This is a genomic window from Bradyrhizobium sp. USDA 3311, from assembly GCF_054062495.1.
In genome coordinates this window covers 7,462,750-7,484,424 of the sequence record NZ_JBSSFI010000001.1, presented here as the reverse complement: position 1 = coordinate 7,484,424, position 21,675 = coordinate 7,462,750, and the positions used below count along the sequence as shown (strand labels likewise).

19 protein-coding genes, 1 pseudogene and 3 riboswitches are annotated in these 21,675 nt (G+C 68.0%); of the genes and pseudogenes, 17 read left to right on the top strand and 3 right to left on the bottom strand.

The features are described from left to right. Positions 1 to 11 precede the first annotated feature (11 nt). A complete protein-coding gene (cobO, locus tag ACVWW6_RS35900) occupies positions 12 to 647 on the bottom strand; it encodes a cob(I)yrinic acid a,c-diamide adenosyltransferase (protein ID WP_060911286.1) in 636 nt (211 codons plus the stop codon). 40 nt (positions 648 to 687) lie between these two features. Continuing rightward, positions 688 to 907: riboswitch (cobalamin riboswitch) on the top strand. A 96-nt stretch (positions 908 to 1,003) separates the two neighbouring features. On the opposite strand from cobO, the gene ACVWW6_RS35895 reads away from it, so the two are divergent. From ACVWW6_RS35895 to cobJ, 7 genes are read left to right on the top strand one after another with little or no spacing between them, the layout of a single operon-like run. Beyond that, positions 1,004 to 1,378, top strand: a complete 375-nt coding sequence (locus ACVWW6_RS35895; protein WP_060911287.1) for a DUF1636 family protein — start codon at positions 1,004 to 1,006, stop codon at positions 1,376 to 1,378. After that, positions 1,375 to 2,424 carry a cobalamin biosynthesis protein CobW gene (cobW, locus tag ACVWW6_RS35890; protein ID WP_011086046.1) on the top strand — a complete coding sequence of 350 codons (1,050 nt, stop codon included), beginning with the start codon at positions 1,375 to 1,377 and terminating at the stop codon, positions 2,422 to 2,424. Before ACVWW6_RS35895 ends, cobW begins: the two co-directional genes overlap by 4 nt. Then, on the top strand, positions 2,424 to 5,672 hold the full coding sequence (cobN, locus tag ACVWW6_RS35885; RefSeq protein WP_456682405.1) for a cobaltochelatase subunit CobN: 3,249 nt from the start codon (positions 2,424 to 2,426) through the stop codon (positions 5,670 to 5,672). Before cobW ends, cobN begins: the two co-directional genes overlap by 1 nt. Continuing rightward, positions 5,669 to 6,832: a precorrin-3B synthase gene (gene cobG / locus ACVWW6_RS35880; protein WP_456682404.1), complete on the top strand. Its 1,164-nt coding sequence runs from the start codon at positions 5,669 to 5,671 to the stop codon at positions 6,830 to 6,832. Before cobN ends, cobG begins: the two co-directional genes overlap by 4 nt. Beyond that, on the top strand, positions 6,832 to 7,461 hold the full coding sequence (locus ACVWW6_RS35875; RefSeq protein ID WP_456682403.1) for a precorrin-8X methylmutase: 630 nt from the start codon (positions 6,832 to 6,834) through the stop codon (positions 7,459 to 7,461). The genes cobG and ACVWW6_RS35875 overlap by 1 nt, the downstream gene beginning before the upstream one ends. 2 nt (positions 7,462 to 7,463) lie before the next feature. Next, positions 7,464 to 8,195, top strand: a complete 732-nt coding sequence (locus ACVWW6_RS35870) for a precorrin-2 C(20)-methyltransferase (protein WP_271613364.1) — start codon at positions 7,464 to 7,466, stop codon at positions 8,193 to 8,195. Next, a complete protein-coding gene (gene cobJ, locus ACVWW6_RS35865) occupies positions 8,192 to 8,926 on the top strand; it encodes a precorrin-3B C(17)-methyltransferase (RefSeq protein ID WP_011086051.1) in 735 nt (244 codons plus the stop codon). The genes ACVWW6_RS35870 and cobJ overlap by 4 nt, the downstream gene beginning before the upstream one ends. Here cobJ and ACVWW6_RS35860 read toward each other — a convergent pair. Continuing rightward, positions 8,902 to 9,648 (bottom strand): cobalt-precorrin-6A reductase, encoded by a 747-nt coding sequence (locus ACVWW6_RS35860; RefSeq protein WP_456682402.1) that lies wholly within the window; start codon positions 9,646 to 9,648, stop codon positions 8,902 to 8,904. The genes cobJ and ACVWW6_RS35860 overlap by 25 nt on opposite strands. Between ACVWW6_RS35860 and cbiE the strand changes: the two genes are divergently transcribed. From cbiE to cobT, 8 genes are all read left to right on the top strand, one after another. Further along, entirely contained in the window at positions 9,647 to 10,828 is a 1,182-nt protein-coding gene (gene cbiE, locus ACVWW6_RS35855) for a precorrin-6y C5,15-methyltransferase (decarboxylating) subunit CbiE (RefSeq protein ID WP_456682401.1), read from the top strand. The genes ACVWW6_RS35860 and cbiE overlap by 2 nt on opposite strands. Further along, positions 10,825 to 11,193, top strand: coding sequence for a cobalamin biosynthesis protein (locus ACVWW6_RS35850; protein WP_456682400.1), 369 nt, complete (start codon positions 10,825 to 10,827; stop codon positions 11,191 to 11,193). The genes cbiE and ACVWW6_RS35850 overlap by 4 nt, the downstream gene beginning before the upstream one ends. Beyond that, positions 11,190 to 11,972 (top strand): precorrin-4 C(11)-methyltransferase, encoded by a 783-nt coding sequence (gene cobM / locus ACVWW6_RS35845; protein ID WP_456682399.1) that lies wholly within the window; start codon positions 11,190 to 11,192, stop codon positions 11,970 to 11,972. The genes ACVWW6_RS35850 and cobM overlap by 4 nt, the downstream gene beginning before the upstream one ends. Next, the gene (locus ACVWW6_RS35840; protein WP_456682398.1) at positions 11,972 to 13,282 is read left to right on the top strand and encodes a cobyrinate a,c-diamide synthase; all 1,311 of its coding nucleotides are present in this window, start codon (positions 11,972 to 11,974) and stop codon (positions 13,280 to 13,282) included. The genes cobM and ACVWW6_RS35840 overlap by 1 nt, the downstream gene beginning before the upstream one ends. Beyond that, positions 13,279 to 14,010 carry a uroporphyrinogen-III C-methyltransferase gene (gene cobA / locus ACVWW6_RS35835; protein ID WP_028172122.1) on the top strand — a complete coding sequence of 244 codons (732 nt, stop codon included), beginning with the start codon at positions 13,279 to 13,281 and terminating at the stop codon, positions 14,008 to 14,010. Before ACVWW6_RS35840 ends, cobA begins: the two co-directional genes overlap by 4 nt. Positions 14,011 to 14,060: 50 nt before the next feature. Then, positions 14,061 to 14,275: riboswitch (cobalamin riboswitch) on the top strand. A 37-nt stretch (positions 14,276 to 14,312) separates the two neighbouring features. Then, complete coding sequence (locus ACVWW6_RS35830; RefSeq protein WP_304552042.1) at positions 14,313 to 14,990, top strand: energy-coupling factor ABC transporter permease; 678 nt, start codon at positions 14,313 to 14,315, stop codon at positions 14,988 to 14,990. 46 nt (positions 14,991 to 15,036) lie between these two features. After that, positions 15,037 to 15,786, top strand: a complete 750-nt coding sequence (gene cobF, locus ACVWW6_RS35825) for a precorrin-6A synthase (deacetylating) (protein ID WP_456682397.1) — start codon at positions 15,037 to 15,039, stop codon at positions 15,784 to 15,786. A gap of 10 nt (positions 15,787 to 15,796) precedes the next feature. After that, positions 15,797 to 16,849: a nicotinate-nucleotide--dimethylbenzimidazole phosphoribosyltransferase gene (gene cobT, locus ACVWW6_RS35820; protein WP_456682396.1), complete on the top strand. Its 1,053-nt coding sequence runs from the start codon at positions 15,797 to 15,799 to the stop codon at positions 16,847 to 16,849. A gap of 6 nt (positions 16,850 to 16,855) precedes the next feature. Here the strand turns inward: cobT and ACVWW6_RS35815 are convergent, their stop codons facing one another. Further along, positions 16,856 to 17,428: a histidine phosphatase family protein gene (locus tag ACVWW6_RS35815; protein ID WP_060911296.1), complete on the bottom strand. Its 573-nt coding sequence runs from the start codon at positions 17,426 to 17,428 to the stop codon at positions 16,856 to 16,858. A 72-nt stretch (positions 17,429 to 17,500) separates the two neighbouring features. Beyond that, positions 17,501 to 17,702: riboswitch (cobalamin riboswitch) on the top strand. Positions 17,703 to 17,815: 113 nt separating this feature from the next. On the opposite strand from ACVWW6_RS35815, the gene ACVWW6_RS35810 reads away from it, so the two are divergent. Further along, on the top strand, positions 17,816 to 20,164 hold the full coding sequence (locus ACVWW6_RS35810) for a TonB-dependent receptor (RefSeq protein WP_456682395.1): 2,349 nt from the start codon (positions 17,816 to 17,818) through the stop codon (positions 20,162 to 20,164). Positions 20,165 to 20,176: 12 nt separating this feature from the next. After that, positions 20,177 to 21,598, top strand: a pseudogene (locus ACVWW6_RS35805) (PepSY domain-containing protein). The last annotated feature ends 77 nt before the right edge of the window (positions 21,599 to 21,675 follow it).

Sequence of the window (21,675 nt, the reverse complement as noted above, 5' to 3'; positions counted from 1 at the left end):
CGCGTGTGTCTTCAGAACTCGACGCCGGCTTGCGCCTTGATGCCGGAGCGGAACGGATGCTTGACCAGCGTCATCTCGGTGACGAGGTCGGCGATCTCGATCAGCTCGTCCTTGGCATTGCGCCCGGTGAGCACGACATGTGTCATCGCAGGCTTTTGCGTCGTCAGGAACTCGACGACCTCAGCGATATCGAGATAGTCGTAACGCAGCGCGATGTTGATCTCGTCGAGCACGACCATGCGCAGGTTCGAATCCAGGATCAGCTCCTTGGCCTTCTCCCAGCCGGCGCGCGCAGCGGCGATGTCGCGGGCGCGGTCCTGCGTCTCCCAGGTGAAACCTTCGCCCATCGCGTGGAACTGGCAGAGATCGCCGAAATGGCCGGTGAGCAGGCGCCGCTCGCCTGTATCCCAGGCGCCCTTGATGAACTGCACGACCGCGCAGGGGAAGCCATGGGCGACGCAGCGCACGATCATGCCGAAGGCGGAGGAGGACTTGCCCTTGCCGGCGCCGGTATGGACGATGATGAGGCCCTTCTCGCCGCTCTTGGTCGCCATGATCTTGTCGCGGGCGGCCTTCTTCTTCGCCATTTTCGCGGCGTGGCGGGCGTCGGTTTCCTCGGCCGTTTGGGTATCCGGTTCAGGCGTCATCGGACGGGGTCCTTCGGCTTGACAAGAGGCGGCCAGGGGCAAATGGTGGCCCGGCGTTGGTTCCTGTCCTATGACAGGCGAAGAGGGAATGCGATAGGGTCCGAATCGGCAAGATTTGGGTCCAAAATGCAGCCGCCCCCGCGACCGTGACCGGAGAGATGCCCGAGGCCACTGATCCCTAACGGGATCGGGAAGGCGGGGATCGAAGGGCAAGACCCTGCTCCGCAAGCCGGGAGACCTGCCAGCGCGGACGATTTTTGGACCGGCGGACGGGGTGTTCCGCGACGGGGAAACGGACCCTCGCAAGACCGGTTCGTGGGCCTCTTCGCCTCCCGCTGTTTATTCTGGAAGAGGCGATGACCGTCACACTTCACGTCTGCATTACCTGCCGTGCCGGCGAGACGCTTGGCGAGGGCGAAGTCACGCCGGGCAAGCGCCTTCACGGTGCGATCGTCGACGCCGGCGTGCCCGATGGCGTCAATGTGGTTCCCGTTGAATGCCTGTCCGCATGCAGCCAGGGCTGCTCGGTCGCGCTCAGTGCGCCCGGCCGCTGGTCCTATGTCTATGGCCGCCTGTCGGATGCCAACGCGCGCGACGTGATCGCAGGCGCCGCCGCCTATGCGGCCGCGCCCGACGGCCTCGTGCCCTGGCGCAGCCGTCCCGAGATCTTCCGCAAGCAGTCACTTGCGCGCATTCCCCCCATTGCTGTCGTGCCGGAGGCCGCCGAATGAACTCGCTCGCAAAAGTCCCGGTCACGGTGGTCACCGGCTTTCTCGGCTCCGGCAAGACGACGCTGATCCAGCATTTGCTCGCCAACCCCAACGGCAAGAAGCTCGCGGTGCTCGTCAACGAGTTCGGCAGCGAGGGCGTCGACGGCCAGATTCTGAAGTCCTGCGCCGATGCCAATTGCCCGGAGGAAAACATCGTCGAGCTCGCCAATGGCTGCATCTGCTGCACCGTTGCCGACGATTTCATCCCGACCATGGAGCTGTTGCTGGCGCGGCCGGTGAGGCCCGATCACATCCTGATCGAGACCTCGGGCCTGGCGCTGCCCAAGCCCTTGCTTAGGGCGTTCGACTGGCCGGAGATCCGTTCGCGCATCACCGTTGACGGTGTGATCGCGCTGGCCGATGCCGAGGCCGTCGCCGCCGGCCGTTTCGCGCCGGACCCGGCCGCAGTGGAAGCGCAGCGGGCGGCGGACGAAAATCTCGATCACGAGACGCCGCTGTCGGAAGTGTTCGAGGACCAGATCGCCTGCGCCGACATCGTGCTGCTGACCAAGGCCGATCTTGCCGGCCCGGCGGGACTCGAAGCGGCCAAGGCTGCCATCACCGCCGAGATGCCGCGCCGCGTGCCGATGCTTGCCGTTACCGACGGCGCGATCGATGCGCGCGTCATCCTCGGTCTCGGTGCCGCCGCCGAGAATGATCTTGCCGCGCGCCCGTCGCATCACGACGGCGAGGAGGAGCATGAGCACGACGATTTTGCGTCCGTCGTGATCGATCTTCCGGAAGTCGGCGACGTCGATGCGCTGGTCGCCTCGGTTCAGCGCCTGGCGCGCGAGCAGAACGTGCTGCGTGCCAAGGGTTACATCGCGGTCGCGGGCAAGCCGATGCGCCTGCTGCTCCAGGCCGTCGGCGAGCGCGTGCGTCACCAGTTCGACAAGCCCTGGGGCGCGCTCGCGCGGCAGTCAAAGCTCGTCGTGATCGGCGAGCACGGCGATATCGACGAGGCCGCGATAAGAGCGGGACTTGGTCTTTCAGGATCTGGCATCTGATGCACGTCGTCTTCCGCGAGAGCCGCGGTCTCGAGGAGACCGCGACGCCAAGGGACATCGGCCAGGACCCGGCCGATCTCGTGGTGCTCTCGTATTCGGATTCCGATCTTGCCGCGTTCGCGGCCGGCTGGCGGCGTGGCCGCGACAGCCTGCCGTCGCTGCGGCTCGCCAATCTCGCCGAACTGCGTCATCCGCTTTCGATCGACACCTACATCGAGCGCACGCTGGCCCAGGCACGCGGCATTCTGGTCCGCCTGATCGGCGGCGAGTCCTATTGGCCCTACGGTCTCGCGGCTCTCCAGCAACTCGCGCAGGCGCGCGGTATCGTGCTCGCCGTGCTGCCGGCCGACGGCCGCGACGACACGCGGCTCGATGCATACTCAACTCTGCCGGTCTCGACGCTGCGCCGGCTCAAGGTGCTCTGCGACACCGGCGGTCCGGTCGCAGCGCAGGCCGCGATCGCACAACTTGCGCTGGCCTCGGGCCTCTATGCCGGTCCGGTCGTCGGCGAGACGACCGTGCCCGAGATGGGCTTTTACGAGCCCGCGCGCGGTGTCATCGCCGTGCCGACCGCCGGCGAGGGCAAGCCTCGCGCGCTGGTGACGTTTTATCGGTCGTACCTGACCGCCGCGGACACCGGCCCGGTCGATGCGCTGATTGCCACGCTGCGCGAGAAGGGATTTGACGCCTATGGCGTGTTCGTCACCTCGCTGAAGGCCGCGGGCGTCGCGGACTGGCTGCGGCTCCAGCTCGTGGAAAATCCTCCGGCCGCGATCGTCAATGCGACCGCGTTCTCCGCGGTCGGCGACGACGGCACGACACCGTTCGATGCGGCATCGTGTCCCGTGTTCCAGGTCGCGCTCTCCACCGCGCGGCGCGAGGACTGGGCGGAATCGCTGCGCGGCCTGTCGCCCGGCGACCTCGCGATGCATGTGGTGCTGCCCGAAGTCGACGGCCGCCTGTTTGCGGGGGTGGTGAGTTTCAAGTCGGCTGCGGAACGTGATCCCGACCTGCAATTCGCGCATCTGGCCCATCGCCCGGATCCAGGGCGCGTGAAGGCTATCGCCGCGCGCGTCGCGGCCTGGCAGAAGCTCGTGGTGAAGCCGGCCGGCGAGAAGCGGCTGGCGATCGTGCTGTCCAACTATCCGGGCCGCCCGCACCAGATCGCGCACGCAGTGGGTCTTGACGCGTTGGCCTCGGTCGAAGCCTTGATGTCCGATCTTGCGGGGACCGGCCTCGATGCCGTGCCGGTCCAGGCTCTCGGTGAGACGCTGCTGAGGCGGCAACTCACCTGGAGCGTCGCCGAATACAGCGCGGCGCTCTCGCGTCTTCCGCAATCCTTGCCGGATGATCTCGCGCAAGCCTGGGGCGCGCCGGAGAGCGATCCGAGCTGCCGCGGCGGCGCGTTCCACTTCGCCGCAATCCAATGCGGCAAGTCGATCATCGCGGTTCAGCCGGAACGCGGCGATGCAACCACGCGCGACGCCGACTATCACGATCTCGCCCGCACGCCGCGCCATGCCTATGTCGCGTTCTATCTCTGGCTCCGCCAGCAGGGCTGCGATGCTGTCGTTCACATGGGCGCGCATGGCACGCTGGAATGGCTGCCGGGAAAATCCGTGGCGCTGTCATCGAGCTGCTGGCCGGAAGCCCTGATCGGTGACCTCCCTGTCATCTATCCCTTCATCGTCAACGATCCCGGCGAGGCCGCGCAGGCCAAGCGGCGCATCGGTGCCGTCACCATCGGCCACCTGCCGCCGCCGCTCGAAAAGTCCGCCGTGCCGGATGGCCTGCGCAGGCTCGAACAGCTCCTCGACGAATATTCGACGGCCGATGGTCTCGATCCCGCCCGCCGCCAGCGGCTGATCGCCGCGATCCGGGACGAAGCCCGCGTGGCCGGACTGGAGGACGATCTCGGCCTCGATGCATCGGCAGCGCCAGCCGAAGCGATCCCGCGGATCGACCGCTTCGTCTGCGATCTCAAGGAAAGCCAGTTCGGCGACGGCCTGCACGTGTTCGGCCGCGGCGCCTGCGGCGAAGCGGAGCGGGACGCGCTGCGCGCCGCACTTGCGGGCCGGCGCATTGCGCCGGGGCCGTCGGGCTCGCCCTATCGCGGGCGCCAGGACGTTCTGCCGACGGGACGCAATCTCTTTGCCGTCGATCCGCGCGCCGTGCCGACGCCGTCGGCGCATGCGCAAGGCATCAAGCTCGCGGAAGAGCTGCTTCGCCGCCATTTGCAGGATCACGGCGACTGGCCGAAAGGCCTCGTGGTTGATCTCTGGGGCTCGGCGACGATGCGCACCGCCGGCGAGGAATTCGCGATGGCGCTGCATCTGGCGGGACTTGCGCCGCGCTGGGATCGCGCCTCCGGCCGCGTCACCGGCTATGACATCATCGCGCCGGCCGAGCTCGGCCGTCCCCGCATCGACGTCACGCTGCGGCTGTCGGGCCTGTTCCGCGATGTCTTCTCCGGCCTCGCCCAGTTGTTCGAGGCGGCGGCCGAGGCGCTCGCCGCGCGCGAGGAGGAGGGCTACGAGAATCCGTACCGACACCGTGCGTCCCGCGTGTTCGCGCCGCGTCCCGGGCAATACGGCGTCGGCCTCTCGGCGATCCCTGATGCCTTCACGGCGGAGACGCGCGATGCGGCCGGCGAGGCCTGGCTGTCGGCGTCGTCCTGGGCGTTCTCCGCCGACGGCGAGATCAAGCCCGATCGCGCCGGCATCGAGAAACGGCTCGCGTCGGCCGATGCTTTCGTTCACGTCCAGGACTTGCCGGAAACCGATCTTCTGCTCGCCGCCGACTATGCCGCGCATGAAGCCGGCGTTGCCGCGGCCGCAGCACATCTCGGCGCGGCGGGACCATCGCTCTATCATCTCGACGCGACGCGGCCCGAGCAGCCGCATGCGCGCACGCTGACGGAGGAAATCTCACGCGTGGTCCGCGCGCGCGCGGCCAATCCGGCCTGGATCGCCGGCATGATGCGCCATGGTTTTCGCGGCGCCGCCGAGATCACCGCGACACTCGAGCACATGGCCGCCTTCGCCCATCTGGCCGGCGCCGTGCCGCCGCATCTGTTCGATCTCTACTACGATGCGACGCTCGGCAACGACGACGTCCGCGCCTTCATGGCCCGCGAGAATTCCGCGGCGCTCGCCGCGATGGAGACGTGCTTCACCCGTCTGCATGAGGCCTCACTCTGGCGAACGCGTCGCAATTCGATCGCGGCAGCGTTGCGGGAGGCGTCATGAGCGCGGCCAGGGTCAAGGGCTGGTGCCCCGGCGCGCTGCGGCCGATGCAATCGGGCGACGGGCTCGTGGTCCGCGTGCGCCCGTTCGGCGGCCGGCTCGATGCGGCGCAGATCTCCGGACTGGCGCGTCTGGCCGAACGCCATGGCAACGGCCTGATCGATGTCACCAGCCGCGCCAATCTCCAGATCAGAGGCGTCAGCGAAGGCAGCCACCGGCTGCTGCTCGACGGTCTTTCGCAACTGGCGCTGCTCGATCCCGACGCCGACACCGAATCCCGGCGCAACATCCTGGTGACGCCGTTCTGGCGCACGGGCGACGAGACCCAGGCGCTTGCCGCCGAGCTCGAGGAGGCGCTCGAGAATAGCGTGCTCGCGCTTCCGACGAAATTCGGCTTTGCCATCGATGACGGCACTTCGCGCGTGCTCGCCGGCGATTCCGCGGATGTGCGGATCGAGCGTGATGGCGCCGGCGGACTGCTGGTGCGGGCCAATGGCGCCAGCCTCGGCCGTTCCGTCGGACGCGGCGAGGCTGTGACCGCCGCCCTCGCGCTCGCAACCTGGTTCGTGACATCAGGCGGTGCCCGGGACGGGCGAGGGCGGATGGCGGCGCATCTTGCCGCTGGCGCAGCCCTGCCTGACGCGTTGCGCGGGGAGGCCGAGCCGGTGCCGATCATGGCTGCGGCGCGCCCCGGTCTTTATCCGCAGGGCGCGATGGTCGGCGTCGCCTTCGGGCAAATGCCGCATGCGACGCTCAGCCAGTTCGCCGGCTGCGGACATGCCCTGCGCATGACGCCGTGGCGGATGGTTCTGAGCGAGGGCAAGCGGACCATGCCGTCCACGCCCGGCCTCATCACCGAGGCCTACGATCCGGCGCTGCGTGTCATCGCCTGCAGCGGCGCGCCGCGTTGCCGCGAGGCGCATGCCGATACCCGCGCGTTGGCGGCAGCGCTCGCGCCGAACATCGGCGCGGCCGCACGACTTCACGTCTCCGGCTGCGCCAAGGGCTGCGCTCATTCTGGTGCGGCCGCGATCACGCTGGTCGCGACCGGCGCCGGCTTCGATCTCGTGCGCGGGGGGTCGACGCGCGACGAGCCCATCCTGCGCGGCTTGAACCGCGATGACATCGTCGGCAATCCCTCCATGCTGATGGGAGGGCACTGATGCCGCATGTCTACGAGACCGACGGCGCGGCGATCTACCGGCAATCCTTTGCGACCATCCGCGCCGAGGCCGATCTTGCCCGCTTCACGCCCGATGAGGAACCGGTCGTCGTGCGGATGATCCATGCCGCCGGCATGGTGGGCCTGGAAGCGCATATCCGCTTCACATCAGGCATGGCGACCGCCGCGCGCGTAGCGTTGCAGAAGGGGGCGCCGATCCTGTGCGATGCGCGCATGGTCTCCGAGGGCATTACGCGCGCTAGACTTCCGGCGGCCAATGCCGTCATCTGCACCCTCGGCGATGCCGCGGTCCCGGCGCTGGCGCAATCCATGCGCAACACCCGCTCGGCCGCGGCGCTGGAGCTGTGGCGGCCGCATCTCGCCGGCGCGATCGTCGCGATCGGCAACGCGCCGACCGCGCTGTTCCATCTCCTCAACATGCTGGAGGACCGCGACTGCCCGCGGCCGGCGGTGATCATCGGCTGTCCGGTCGGCTTCGTCGGCGCGGCCGAATCCAAGGCCGCGCTGATGGCCGATCCGCCGGTGCCGGCGTTGACGGTCGAGGGCCGCCTTGGCGGTTCCGCGATCACCGTTGCGGCCGTGAATGCGCTGGCGAGCCGGAGCGAATAGTCATGGGACGCATCATCTGCTGCGGTCTCGGCCCGGGTGATCCTGACATGATGAGCGTGCGCGCCGATCGTACCGTGCGCGGCGCACAGCACGTGGCCTATTTCCGCAAGAAGGGCAGGCCGGGCCAGGCGCGTCGTATCGTCGAGGGCATGCTCGCCCGCGATGTCACCGAATATCCCATGGAATACCCTGTTACGACCGAGATCGCTTTCGACAGCGCGGAATACGTCCAGTTGCTCGCCGGCTTCTACGACGAATGGGCCGAGCGCCTGGCGCGGCTGGCGCGCGCGGTCGACGTGGTCGTGCTCTGCGAGGGCGACCCCTATTTCTACGGCTCTTTCATGCATCTGCACACGCGCTTGCAGGGACGCGTCGAGATCGAGGTGATCGCGGGCATTCCCGGCATGGTCGGCTGCTGGAATGCCGTCGGCCAGCCGATCGCGCTCGGCGACGACGTGACGACGGTGCTGATGGGCACGCTCGCGGAGGACGAGCTCGAGCGCCGCATGCGGGACTCCGATGCGCTGGTCGTCATGAAGACCGGCCGCAATCTTGCGAAAGTGCGCCGCGCGCTTGCCGCCGCCGGAAGGCTGGACGATGCCTGGCTGGTCGAGCGCGGCACCATGCCGGGCGAGCGCGTCGCGCGGCTCGCCGAGATCGATGCCGCCGACTGTCCCTATTTTGCGATCGTGCTCGTGCACGGCAAGGGCCGGCATCTGGACGCCGCCGAATGACGGGCACGCTGACCATCGCGGGCCTCGGCCCGGGCAGTGACGCGCTGGTGACGCCCGAGGTCTCCGCCGCGCTGGGCTCCGCCACCGATATTCTGGGCTATGCGCCCTATGTCGCGCGCGTGCCGCCGCGACCGGGGCTCACGCTGCATCCATCCGACAACCGCGAGGAGCTCGCGCGAGCGAGCGAGGCGCTGCGCCTGGCCGCCGAAGGCGGGCAGGTCGTCGTCGTCTCCTCCGGCGATCCTGGCGTCTTCGCGATGGCATCGGCCGTGTTCGAGGCGCTCGAGCAGGCGCCGCAATATCGCGAGCTCCCGATCCGCGTGCTGCCCGGCATCACTGCGATGCTGGCGGCGGCCGCGCGTGCCGGCGCGCCGCTCGGCCATGATTTCTGCGCGATCAATCTCTCCGACAATCTCAAGCCATGGGCGCTGATCGAGAAGCGCCTGCGGCTGGCCGCGGAAGCGGATTTCGCGATCGCTCTGTACAATCCGCGTTCGGCGAGCCGGCCGGAAGGATTTGGCCGCGCGCTGGCCGTGCTGAAGGACGCCGGCTGCGGCGAGCGGCTCGTGATCTTCGCGCGCGCGATCAGCGCATCCGACGAGACGATCGAGACCGTCACGCTCAACGCGGCGCGGCCCGAGATGGCCGACATGCGAACGCTGGTGATCGTCGGCAACTCGCAGACGCGCCGTGTCGGCCGCTGGATCTATGCGCCGAGGCAGGTGCGATGACCAAGCCACTGCATGATCTCGGCCACGCTCTCGACCCGCTGGCGCTCGGGCAACTCCGGCCGTGCGATCATGATCACGGGCAGGCCGAGCGTGCGGGCCGCGTCGATCTTGGCGCGCGCGCCATCGCCGCCGGAATTGCGGGCGACGATCCATATGACGCCGCGCGTGCGCAGCATCTCCAGCTCGCCATCAAGCGTGAACGGTCCGCGCGACACGATCACGTCGGCCGGGAAGGGCAGCGGCGATTCGGGCGGATCGACGAAGCGCAGTGTGTAGGCGTGCTGCGGTTTATTCCCGAACGGCGCGATGTGCTGGCGGCCGATGGCAAGGAACACGTTTGCCGGCAACTCGGGCAGAGCGGCGACCGCTGCATCGACGTCGCCGACCTCGATCCAGTTGTCACCGGGTGTTTTAGCCCAGGGGGTGCGTTCGAGCGCGATCAACGGCGTGCCGGTTTCCGCGCATGCCGCGACGGCGTTGCGGCTCATCTCGGCAGCGAAAGGATGCGTCGCGTCGATCACATGCGTGATGCCTTCACGGCGAATGTAATCGGCAAGGCCGCTCAGGCCGCCGAAGCCGCCGACGCGGGTCGGCAGCGGCTGGTCGGCAGGCGCACGGGTGCGGCCGCCATAGGAATAGACGGCATCCATGCCGGTGCGCGCGATCTCCGCCGCGAGCTGGCTCGCATCGCTCGTTCCGCCCAGAATGAGGGCGCGTGTCATGGCTGATCCCTGGCTGACCATCATCGGTATCGGCGAAGATGGCCTTGCCGGGCTGTCGGACGCAAGCCGAAAGGCGCTGCGTGAGGCCGAAACCGTCTTCGGCGGCGAGCGTCATCTCGCGCTTGCCGGTGTGACCGGGCGCGGCCACCCGTGGCCGGTGCCGTTCGGTGCGGAGGTCGTGCTCAGCCGCCGCGGCCGGCCGACCGCGGTGCTGGCCTCCGGCGATCCGTTCTGGCACGGCGCCGGCGCAAGCCTTGCCGAGAAGCTTGAGGCGGGTGAGTGGGTCGCACATTCGGCGCCGTCGACATTCTCGCTCGCCGCTGCGCGGCTCGGCTGGCGTCTTGAATCCGTCGTCTGCCTCGGTCTCCACGCCGCGCCCTTCGAGCGCCTCGTGCCACACCTTGCGCCTGGCGCGCGCATCATTTGCCTCGTGCGTGACGGCAAGGCCGCAGGCGACCTTGCAAAGTGGCTGAGCGAGCGCGGATGGGGCGCCTCGGCATTCTGGACTCTCGCCGCGCTCGGCGGGCCACGCGAAAGCATTGCGGAACATCGTGCCGATGGTTTTACTGGCGATCTCGCCGGAAACCTGGTCGCGGTGGCCGTGGAGGCGAAGGGAGCTCGGGGCATTCCTCGCAGCGCAGGACTTCCCGACGATCTCTTCGCTCATGACGGCCAGATCACCAAGCGGCCGGTGCGTGCGCTCGCGATTTCGGCGCTGGCACCGCGCCCGGGCGAACGGTTGTGGGATATCGGCGCCGGATCGGGTTCGATCTCGGTCGAGTGGGCGCTCTGCGGCGGGACGGCGACGGCAATCGAGATGCGCGAGGATCGCGCCGCGAATATCCGCAGCAATGCGGCGGCGTTCGGATTGGTGCATCGGATCGCTGTTGTCACGGGCCGTGCGCCCGAAGCTCTCGCTGGGCTGGACGCGCCGGATGCGGTCTTCATCGGCGGCGGTCTCGATAGCGCAATGTTCGATGCCATTCGGTCGCGCATCGGGGCAGGCACACGGCTCGTTGCACATGCCGTGACGCTGGAGACGGAAGCGCTGCTTGGCGAACTGCACCAGCGCCACGGCGGCGAGTTGATGCGGGTCGAGATCGCCCATGCCGGCCCGCTCGGCCGCTACCGGTCCTGGGAGGCGGCGCGTCCCGTGGTGCAGTGGAGTGCGGTCCGATGAAGGTCGCCGGGCTCGGATTCAGGCAGGATGTCACGCTGGCCTCGTTGCGTGAGGCGCTGCTGGCGGCGGGCGGCGCTGAAGGCCTTGCGGCGGTGGCGACCGTCAGCGACAAGGCCGATGCAGAAGCGCTGCAGCAGCTCGCGCGCGAATGCGGTGTGCCGATCAAGGCGGTATCGCCCGAGGTGCTGGCCGGCATCGACACGCCGACGCAGTCCAGGCTCATCGCGGAAAAGTTCGGGACCGGATCGGTCGCCGAGGCCGCGGCGCTCGCCGCGGCCGGCCCTCGCGCCCGATTGATTGCGGCGCGGGTGGTCTCGCAGGATCGCACCGCGACGGCCGCGATCGCGGAAGGAGACGGCGCATGACGGTGCATTTCATCGGCGCCGGGCCGGGCGCTCCCGATCTGCTGACGTTGCGCGGACGCAACCTGATCGCCGCCTGTCCGGTCTGCCTCTATGCCGGCTCGCTGGTGCCTGAGGGCGTGCTGGCGCATTGTCCGCCGGGCGCGCGGATCGTCAACACCGCGCCGTTGTCGCTTGACGAGATCATCGCCGAGATCGCCGCCGCGCATGCGGACGGCAAGGACGTCGCGCGCCTGCATTCCGGAGATCTCTCGATCTGGTCGGCGATGGGCGAGCAGCTCCGCCGCCTGCGCGCACTCGGCATTCCCTTCACCGTGACGCCCGGCGTTCCGTCTTTCTCGGCCGCCGCCGCGGCACTCGAGGTGGAGCTGACTTTGCCGGGGCTCGCTCAGACCGTGGTGCTGACGCGCACGCCGGGCCGCGCCAGTGCGATGCCCGAAAGGGAGAGGCTCGCCGCCTTCGCTGCGACCGGTGCGACACTCGCCATCCATCTGTCGATCCATCTGCTCGACCAGGTGATTGCGGAGCTGCTGCCTCACTACGGCGCGGATTGCCCGGTCGCCATCGTCTGGCGCGCGAGCTGGCCGGACCAGCGCATCGTCCGCGCCACGCTTGCGACGCTTGATGCCGCCGTCGGCACCGAGATGGAACGCACCGCGCTCATTCTCGTCGGCAAGACGCTTGGCGCCGCGGATTTCGACGAGAGCCGCCTCTATGCCGCCGACTACGACCGCCGCTATCGGCCGGTCGGCGCCGAGCCGCGCTTTCCGGAGGCCTCCTGATGCCGGCAGGGCTCGTCATCTCCGCGCCTGCCTCCGGTGTCGGCAAGACGACGCTGACGCTGGCGCTCGCGCGCGCCTGGCGCAATCGCGGACTGAGCGTGCAGTGTTTCAAGAGCGGGCCCGACTATATCGACCCCGCCTTCCATGCCGCTGCGACGGGCCGCGCCTCCGTCAACGTCGATAGCTGGGCGATGGATCGCGGGGGAATCGCGCATCTCGTCGGCCGCGGCGCCGACGCCGATGTCGTGCTTGCCGAGGGCTCGATGGGTCTGTTCGACGGCGTCGCCGCGCGTGGCGTCTCCGGCACAGGCGCCACCGCCGACATTGCGGAGATGCTGGGTTGGCCGGTGCTGCTGGTGATAGATCCCTCGGGACAGGCGCAGACGGCGGCGGCGATCGCTGCGGGCCTTCGCGACTACCGCCCGGGCGTGCGCCTTGCCGGCGTCGTGCTCAATCGCGTCGCCAGCCCGCGCCATGAAGACCTCGTGCGGCGCGCGCTTAACAACGCCGGCATTGCCGTGTTCGGCGCGCTGCCGCGCCATGCCGAGATCAGCCTGCCGAAGCGGCATCTCGGCCTGGTGCAGGCCGAGGAGCAGGCGGAGATCGGAAAACTGATCGACGAGGCCGCGCGTTTCGTCGCCGAGCATGTCGATCTCGATGCGGTGCTGCAATCGGCGGCCGCCTGGGCGCCGCAACCGGCTGCGAATGGGTTGAACGTGACGCCGCCCGGGCAGCGCATTGCGCTTGCCCGCGATGCGGCATTCTCCTTCGTCTATCCGCATATGCTGGAAGCCTGGCGCGCGGCGGGAGCCGACATCTCGACCTTCTCGCCGCTTGCCGATGAGGCGCCCGACGCAAGCGCCGATGTCTGCTGGCTGCCCGGCGGCTATCCCGAGCTTCATGCCGGGAAGATCGCGGCCAACGCGCGCTTTCGCAGCGGCTTGCGCGCCTTCGCCGAGACACGACCGGTGCATGGTGAATGCGGAGGCTATATGGTGCTCGGAACCGCTTTGACCGACGCCGACGGTGTCCGCCATGAGATGGCGGGCCTGCTCGGCCTGGAGACGAGCTTTGCCAAACGCCGCATGCATCTGGGCTATCGTCTCGCCGAACTCGCCGCACCGATGCCGGGACATCGCCCCGGCGCGCGCCTGCGCGGCCACGAATTCCACTATTCGACGATTGCCGCCCAGCCCGACACGCCGCTCGCGGTCGTGCACGACGCGACCGGTGCGGTCATCGCCGAGACCGGTTCGCGCCGAGGCAATGCCACCGGCACGTTCTTCCATCTGATCGCGGAGGACCGGTGAGCGGTTTTGTCTCCTTCATCTCCGCCGGTCCCGGCGACCCCGAGCTTCTCACGCTCAAGGGTGCCGCGCGGCTGCGCGAGGCCGATGTCGTGCTTTATGACGACCTCGCGTCCGGCGCGATTCTCGATCTCGCCCGTCCCGGCGCCAATCTCGTTGCGGTCGGGAAACGGGCCGGGCGGCCCTCGACCAAGCAGCATCACGTCAACCGCCTGCTGGTCGATTATGCCGCGACTGGCGCGCGCGTGGTGCGGTTGAAGTCGGGCGACGCCGGCATCTTCGGACGGCTCGAGGAGGAGCTCGAAACGCTGCGCGCGGCCGGCATCGGCTACGAGATCGTTCCCGGCGTCACCTCGGCCTGCGTGGCCGCTGCGCAAGCCGGCATGCCCCTGACGCGGCGCCACACCTCGCGCCGGGTGCAGTTCGTGACCGGAGCCGACGTCACCGGCGAGCTGCCGCAAAACCTGAACTGGGCGGCGCTGGCCGATCCGGAGGCGACCACCGTGGTCTATATGGGCCGCCGCACCTTTCCGGCGCTTGCCGCAAAATTGATCGCGCACGGCCTCGCGCCGACCACCCCGGCGCTGTTCGCCGAATCCCTCGGCCGCCCCGACGAGCGGCTGGTCCGCACCACGATTGCCGAGCTTGCCGAGCAGCTTGCGCGGGGCGGGGCTGCCTCGACGGCCGCCGTGATCCTGTTCGGCGCACTGGCGGGAGAATACCCGTCATGACGGCCACCGCCGCCGTTCGGCCCTTGACGCAGGCTGCGCGAAAGGGGCACACAGGACAAGCATGGTGCTCGAGGTGGCGCAAAGCGCCGGAGCATAATCGGGAATGGGGATGGGCGGACCCAATTGCGGCGCCCAAAACCTCAGCCGCCCCCGCGACTGTAAGCGGTGAGGGGCTCCGAACCGCCACTGGATCGCTAGGTCCGGGAAGGCCGGAGAACCCCAGTGAACCGCGAGCCAGGAGACCGGCCGTGCATGTTTTGAGGCCAAGGCCGTCGGGTGTGACGGCAGGAAAGGACTGAGCCATGCATATCGAACCCGGGATCGTGACGGGCGCCAAGCTCGTGTTGAGTTACGCAACCGGCATCGCCGCAGGCGGCGTTGCGCTCAAGCTCGCGGTCGAGACCGTGCGCGAACAGGGCATCACGTCGTTCGCGGCGCGGACCCTCGCCACCACCGGCCTCGTCTTCACCTTCTTCGAGATCCTGCCGCACTTCCCGGTCGGCGTGTCCGAGGTGCACTTCATCCTCGGCTCGACCTTGTTCCTGCTGTTCGGTGCTGCGCCCGCGGCCTTCGGCCTCGCGCTCGGCCTGCTGTTCCAGGGCGTCTTCTTCGAGCCGGCCGACCTGCCGCAATACGGCATGAACGTCACCACGCTGCTGGTGCCGCTGTTCGCGATCCAGGCGATCGCCACGCGGATCATTGCCCGCAACACCGCCTATGTCGATCTCAGGTATCGCCAGGCGCTGGCGCTTTCGACGACCTATCAGGCCGGCGTCATCGGCTGGGTGGCGTTCTGGGCGCTCTATGGCTCCGGTTTTGCTATGACCAACCTCGTCAACATCGCGACCTTCGCGGCCTCCTATGCGCTCGTCATCGTGATCGAGCCGCTGGCCGATCTCGCCGTGCTGGCGCTGGCGAAGTCGCTACGCGGCGTCACCGCGCCCGGCCTCGTCACCCCGCGCCTGCACAACGCGGCCTAAGAGACAAGCGAAAGGGCGGCCGTCATGGCCGCCCTTCGCGAATATGATGCTCACGCTCTCCCTGATAGGCATCGGTTGCGGCGATCCCGAGCAGCTCACGCACGCCGCGACCCGCGCCATCAACGCGGCCGATCTCGTCCTGATCCCGCGCAAGGGGAGCGCAAAGTCCGATCTCGCCGATCTCAGGCGGACGATCTGCGCGGATGTGCTGACCAGCGACAACACGCGTATCGCCGAGTTCGATCTTCCCGTGCGCGACGCTGGCGAGGCGGACTACCGCAAGGGCGTGGACGATTGGCACGATGCGGTCGCCGCGAAATGGTCGCAGACCATCACAAGCCATCTCGGAGGTAACGGCAGGGTCGCGCTGCTGATCTGGGGCGATCCTTCGCTCTACGATTCCTCGCTGCGCATTGCGCGCCGGCTCGATCCCTTGCCGACAATCGAGGTCATCCCCGGTATCACGTCGATCCAGGCGTTGTGCGCGGCGCATGCGCTGCCGCTGAACGACATCGGCGAGCCCTTTCTGGTCACGACAGGCCGCCGCTTGCGTGAAGGCGGCTGGCCGGTAAGCGCAGACACCGTGGTCGTGATGCTCGATGGTGGCACGGCGTTTCAGTCGCTCGATCCGGCCGGGCTCCAGATCTGGTGGGGTGCCTATCTCGGCATGCCCGATCAGATCATCATGTCCGGCGCGCTGGCCGAGGTGGGCCCGCGCATCGCCGCGCTGCGGCAGGAGGCGCGCGAGCGGCACGGCTGGATCATGGACTGCTACATCCTCAAGCGCAGGCCGTAAGCGAGGCAGCATGCTCCCCGAATGGGTCTACCATAAGTGCCCCGAAATCTCCGCGGTCCATCGCGACGCGGCGATCGTGCGGCAGGCGCAACTGACGAAGCCGACCGGCGCGCTCGGCCGGCTCGAGCAACTCGCGATCGAGCTCGCGGGCCTGCAAGCGACCGAGCAGCCACGCGCGGCACGCGTGCCGATCATCATCTTCGCGGGTGACCACGGCATCGTTGCGCAAGGCGTGTCGGCCTATCCGCAAGCCGTGACCATCGCGATGATGGCGAACTTCGCCTCGGGCGGCGCCGCGATCTCGGTGCTGGCGCGTGAGGTGGGTTCGCACCTGGAAGTCGTTGACGCCGGCACGCTGGCGCAGGAGGCGATGCCGGGAGTCGTCACCGACAAGCCGCGCAGCGGCACGCGCGATTTCAGCGTCGAGGCTGCGCTCACGCTCGCAGAGCTGGCCTTCGCCTTCGAGGCCGGCGAGCGTGCGGTTGCGCGCGCGGCAGCCAGCCAGCCCGATCTTCTGATCTTCGGCGAGATGGGCATCGGCAACACCACGACCTCGGCGGCGATCGCGGCGAGTCTGCTCGGCGTGAGCGCCGAGGAAATCGCGGGCAGCGGCACCGGCGTCGATGCCGCCGGCCGTGCGCACAAGGCGCGCGTGATCGATGCCGCGGTTGCGCGCCATGGCGTTGCGGCTGCGTCGCCCGAAAAAATCCTGTGCGCCGTCGGCGGCCTCGAGATCTCGGCCATTTGCGGTGCGATCATCGCGGCCGCGCAACGCCGCATTCCCGTATTGATCGACGGCTTCATCGTGTCGGTCGCGGCGCTGGCGGCCGTGCGCCTCAATCCGTCGTGCCAGCCGTTCCTCTTGCCGTCGCACCAGTCGGCGGAGCAGGGGCATCGTCTGGTGCTGCGCGCCCTGAACGTGCAGCCGCTGATCAGCCTCGATCTCAGGCTCGGCGAGGGATCGGGCGCCGCCATCGCGCTGCCGCTGGTGCGATCGGCCTGTGCGCTTCACAACGGCATGGCGACCTTCGCGCAGGCCAATGTGCCGGATCGCCCGGCCTGATCCGGCTCACACCACGCGCTGATTGACCGACACGACGCGCCAGCCGGTCGCGAGCCGGTCGATCCTGGTGAGCGACAGCGGATCGATCACGAAGCGCAGGGCAGCTTGCGGCGCAAGATCCAGCGCGATGCACAGTGCGGCGCGGATCGTGCCGGAATGCACGACGAGCGTTGCTGGCCCGGCGCCGATCCGTGACAGGCCCAGGCGGACGCGCGCGACCTGATCTTCGAAGCTTTCGCCGCCCGGTGGTCTCAGGTGCGCAGGGTCGCTCCAGAATTGCGCGTAGACTTCGCCGCCCATTGCGGCGAGTTCGTCATGCCGCCGGCCGGTCCAGTCGCCGAAATCCTGTTCGCTGAAGTTGCCCATCAGCTCCGGTTCGAGCCCCAATGCGCGCGCCGTCTCGACCGTGCGCCGCGACGGGCTGGCATAGCTCGCAGAGTCCCACGGCAGGCGCTGGCGCAACGCTTCCAGTTGCGCGCGATCGCCGAGATCGGCAGGCGCGTCCTGCGCGTGAATCGTCCCCGCGACGCCGTCGACGGGTGCATGGCGTATCAGCCAGAGGAAGGTCTCGCCTTCCATGCCTATCTCCAAGGAAGTTGGTCGCTGTGGCAATAACGCCGCAACTGCCACATTGACTCTGTCTCGATCGTAATCCTAGATGCTCGCGACGGTTTCCCCCGAGAGGGGATGAAAAGGGAATGCGGTGCGGGGATGTTTCCCCAATGCCGCGGCTGCCCCCGCAACTGTAAGCGGATAATCCTTCGTCAGAAGCCACTGGGTCCTCGGTCCCGGGAAGGCGACGAAGTGGTGACGACCCGCGAGCCAGGAGACCTGCCGTCAGCCGTGGTCACACGCGAAGATGTCGGTCGGGGAGTACAGACATTCGGCTTCATCGGACGGCTGAAAGGCCAAAGGTGAGACCTCGTTCGCTGTGACGTGCCACTGACGTCATACCGAGGTCCCGCTGTGTCTTCTATCCGTATTGTACGGTCGCGCCGTTTCCCGCTCGCCTCTGCTGCTCTCACGTCGTTTACAGTCGCCGATCTGCCCGCCGCGCAGGCGCAGCAGGTCCGCGAACCGCTGCCGCCTGTCGAGGTGTCGCCCGCCCAGTCCCGCAAGCCGGCCAAGCCGGCTGCCCGGGACGCGCAGAGTGCGCGCCGCGCGACGCCGCGCAGGCCAGCGGCCGCATCGGCGGCGCCCAAGCCCGCCGTGCCAGGCGAAGCGGCGCCAACGCCGCTCAACAGCAATGCGGTGGCCGAGAGCGCCTCGCGTCTCGGCCTCACCGTGCGCGAGACGCCCGCGACCGTCGAGGTGATCTCGGCCGAGACCATGCGCGAGCAGGGCTATCGCACCGTGTCCGAGGTGGCGCAGGGCGCAGTCGGCGTCACCTCCGGCGACGCGCCGGGGGAGCCGGCGGGCTTCTCGATGCGCGGCTTCACCAACAGCCAGATCAACACGCTCTACAACGGCATCAAGATCGGCCCGCAGAACATGACCTCGCGGATCATGGACACCGCCAATCTGGAGGCCGTCGAATTCCTGAAGGGCCCGGCCTCGCTGATCTCGGGCGAGGGCGCCGCCGGCGGCTCGATCAACCTCGTCACCAAGCAGCCGCACACCGGAGCGATCCGCAACGAGGCGGACTTCTCGTACGACTCCCTGAACTCGTTCCGCGCGCATTACGGCTCGGGCGGCAGCACCAACGTTCAGGGCCTCGACTACCGCTTCGACATCAGCCGCTCCTCGCTCAACGGCTTTGTCGACGACACCAACACCAAGACGCTCGACGTGTCCGGCCAGCTCAACTACCGCATCTCCGACAGCCTCAAGGTCTGGGGTGCGATCGAGTACCGCGAGGATCGCGGGAAGGCCTATTGGGGCGCGCCGCTGGTGCCGATCGCTTTCAGCGGCTCGCATGCGACGACGGGGATTGTTTCCGGCACCTACTTCAACAGGACCGACCTCGGGGCCGTCACGATCGACGACCGCACCTTCAACACCAACTACAACGTTCTCGACAACCGAAACGTAGCGCAAGAGGTCTGGTTGCGCGGCGGCTTCGAGCTGAAACTGGCGCCGGACCTGACGCTGAAGAGTCAGGCCTATGGTTACGGCGCGGAGCGGTCGTGGTTCAACAACGAGATCGAGGCGTTCGATTCCACGAAAAACCAAGTGTATCGCGAGCGCTTCTATGTCGCGCACAGCCAGCGCCTTGTCGGCAATATCACCGACCTGATCTGGGACACGAACATCGCAGGCTTCGACAACCGGCTGGTCACGACGCTGTCGTCGAGCTATCTCGACTTCGTCAGGCCAGGCGCGGCGAAATTCCCGAACGACTATGTTCCGCTGGTCGATTTCGATCGTGGCTATTACGGACTGCTCGCGACCAAGCAGCAGACCGCGCGCATCGACAACGAGGCGCTGTCGTTCGAGGACCGGCTGAAGCTGACGCGGACCTTCGCGCTGATCGGCGGGCTGCGCGTCGAGCATATCGGGCTCGACCGCAACTCGACCGACGAGAACGGTCTGGTGAACGCGGGCTTTCCGTTCACGAAGGACTGGGCGCCCGTCACCGGCCGCATCGGCTACACCTGGGAGGCCGTTCCGGGCCTCACCTTCTTCAGCCAGTACGCGACCGGCGCTGATATCTCCGCCAACAACATCTTCCTGCTGCTGCCGACCCAGCCGCTGGACCTCACGACCGCGCGGACCTACGAGACCGGCGTCAAGCACCTGTTCTGGGACAACCGGGCGGAGTGGTCGTTCTCGGCCTACGACATCCTGCGCAAGAACGTCTATGCGGCGGCCGGCGGGCAGGCGCTCAATATTGCGGGACGGCAGGAGTCGAAGGGCGTCGAGCTCGCCGCCTCGGTGCGGCCGATCGAGCCCCTTCGGCTGTGGGGCAACATCGCTTATGTCGATGCCCGCTATGCCGACTACAATTTCGTCGGCGGATCGTTCTCGGGCAACACGCCGCCGAACGTGCCGCGCATCGTTGCCAATGCTGGCGCCTCGTACCGCTTCTTCACGCCGTGGCCGGTCGAAGTCGGCATCACCGGCCGTCATGTCGGCGACCGCTACAATACCGATGCCAACACGGTGACGATGAAGGCGTATACCGTCGCCGACGTCTATGCCTTCGTCGACATCCCCAAGGCGGTCTTCAATGCGGTCGACCAGGCCCGCCTGACCTTCCGGGTGCGCAACATCGCGGACAAGCGCTACGCGATCTGGGGCGATCCGTTCTATCCCGACCAGATCCTGCTGGGCGCGCCGCGAACCTATGAACTCTCGGCCGCATTCAAATGGTAGGGCGCTGACCACATGATGGGCGCGATCGTCCTGCTGCATCGCTGGCTCGGGATCGCGTTCTGCCTGCTGTTCGCGATGTAGTTCGCGACGGGAATCGTGATGCACTTCGTTCCGTTTCCATCGCTGACGGAAGCGGAGCGGATTGCCGGTCTCGCGCCGGTGGATCGTACGGAGGTGAGGATCGGCGTTGCCGATGCCGTGGCTGCGAGCGGCATCGCCGATGCCACGCGCCTGCGCCTGATTCAGCGGAGCGACGGGCCGGTCTACGTCGTGTCGGGGTCCTCGCACCTTCGCGCGGTTCGCGCGACAGACGGGCAGGATGCATCGGTGCGGTCGCCCGAGGCCGCGCTCGCCATCGCGCAGGTGCATGCGCGCCAACGCGGGCTCGATGCCGCGCATGCGGCTGTCGTTGCGCAGGCGGACTACGACCAGTGGAGCGTGCCGAACGGCTTTGATCGTCACCGGCCCTTGTTTCGCGCAACGCTCGGCGACGCGGCCGGAACGGAGCTCTACGTCTCGTCGCGCACCGGCGAGGTTGTGCTGGATACGACGCGAAGCGAGCGCGGCTGGAACCTCGTCGGCAGCGTCCTGCACTGGATTTATCCGACGGTCCTGAGAAGCAACTGGGCGCTGTGGGACGGCGTGGTCTGGACGCTGTCGCTGTTGGCGCTGATTGCAGCCATGCTGGGTGCAGTGCTCGGAATCGTGCGTTCCAGGATGCGAGGATACCGGATCTCCTCGCCTTATCGCGGCTGGCACGCCCTTCATCATATCATCGGCCTCGTGGCGACCGTCTTCGTGCTGACGTGGATCTTCAGTGGATGGCTCTCCATGGATCACGGCCGGCTGTTCTCGCGAGGGCAGCTGACCCCGGCCGAAGCCGGCGTGATCGATGCACCGCCGGACTGGACGACCGCCCCATCGGCGGAACGGAAGCGAATATCGCCCTCGGCCCGAGAGGTCGAATGGTTTGCCGTTGACGGCAGCCTCTATCGACGCGAGCGGATTGGTCTCGAGAAACAGGTTGTGGTTGGGCCCGACAGCGAGGAGGCGCCGGTCGTCAGTGCGCGGGTGATCGGGAGCATGGTGACGAGGCTTGCGACGGCCTGCAATGCGCCGTCCATCCTCGCGGATAGCGACGATTATCCCGCGCGGTCCGTCGTCCCCGGTGCACCCGTCTATCGTTCCCGCTGCGGCGGCCTCTGGTTCGACATCGACAGCGCCGATGGCCGCGTGCTGCAAAGGCTGGATGCGTCGCGGCGAGCCTATCGCTGGTTCTACAGCGCGCTCCACACGCTCGACTTTCCAGTCCTGCTGGCGCATCCGCGTTTGCGCGATGTCCTGATCGTGGGCCTTTGCGCGCTCGGACTGGTGTTCTCCATCACCGGCATCGTCATCGGCTGGCGGCGGTTGCGTCTGTCTTTCGCCAGCTAGGACGCCCGATCAAACAAAAAGTGCGAAAACAACCCCATGCACAGTAGCCGGTGATAGTGGAATCAACGGCTTACGCA

Coding starts and splice junctions, on each gene's coding strand:
- cobO (WP_060911286.1), bottom strand. CDS start 647: ATGACGCCTGAACCGGATACCCAAACGGCCGAGGAAACCGACGCCCGC.
- ACVWW6_RS35895 (WP_060911287.1), top strand. CDS start 1,004: ATGACCGTCACACTTCACGTCTGCATTACCTGCCGTGCCGGCGAGACG.
- cobW (WP_011086046.1), top strand. CDS start 1,375: ATGAACTCGCTCGCAAAAGTCCCGGTCACGGTGGTCACCGGCTTTCTC.
- cobN (WP_456682405.1), top strand. CDS start 2,424: ATGCACGTCGTCTTCCGCGAGAGCCGCGGTCTCGAGGAGACCGCGACG.
- cobG (WP_456682404.1), top strand. CDS start 5,669: ATGAGCGCGGCCAGGGTCAAGGGCTGGTGCCCCGGCGCGCTGCGGCCG.
- ACVWW6_RS35875 (WP_456682403.1), top strand. CDS start 6,832: ATGCCGCATGTCTACGAGACCGACGGCGCGGCGATCTACCGGCAATCC.
- ACVWW6_RS35870 (WP_271613364.1), top strand. CDS start 7,464: ATGGGACGCATCATCTGCTGCGGTCTCGGCCCGGGTGATCCTGACATG.
- cobJ (WP_011086051.1), top strand. CDS start 8,192: ATGACGGGCACGCTGACCATCGCGGGCCTCGGCCCGGGCAGTGACGCG.
- cbiE (WP_456682401.1), top strand. CDS start 9,647: ATGGCTGATCCCTGGCTGACCATCATCGGTATCGGCGAAGATGGCCTT.
- ACVWW6_RS35860 (WP_456682402.1), bottom strand. CDS start 9,648: ATGACACGCGCCCTCATTCTGGGCGGAACGAGCGATGCGAGCCAGCTC.
- ACVWW6_RS35850 (WP_456682400.1), top strand. CDS start 10,825: ATGAAGGTCGCCGGGCTCGGATTCAGGCAGGATGTCACGCTGGCCTCG.
- cobM (WP_456682399.1), top strand. CDS start 11,190: ATGACGGTGCATTTCATCGGCGCCGGGCCGGGCGCTCCCGATCTGCTG.
- ACVWW6_RS35840 (WP_456682398.1), top strand. CDS start 11,972: ATGCCGGCAGGGCTCGTCATCTCCGCGCCTGCCTCCGGTGTCGGCAAG.
- ACVWW6_RS35830 (WP_304552042.1), top strand. CDS start 14,313: ATGCATATCGAACCCGGGATCGTGACGGGCGCCAAGCTCGTGTTGAGT.
- cobF (WP_456682397.1), top strand. CDS start 15,037: ATGCTCACGCTCTCCCTGATAGGCATCGGTTGCGGCGATCCCGAGCAG.
- cobT (WP_456682396.1), top strand. CDS start 15,797: ATGCTCCCCGAATGGGTCTACCATAAGTGCCCCGAAATCTCCGCGGTC.
- ACVWW6_RS35815 (WP_060911296.1), bottom strand. CDS start 17,428: ATGGAAGGCGAGACCTTCCTCTGGCTGATACGCCATGCACCCGTCGAC.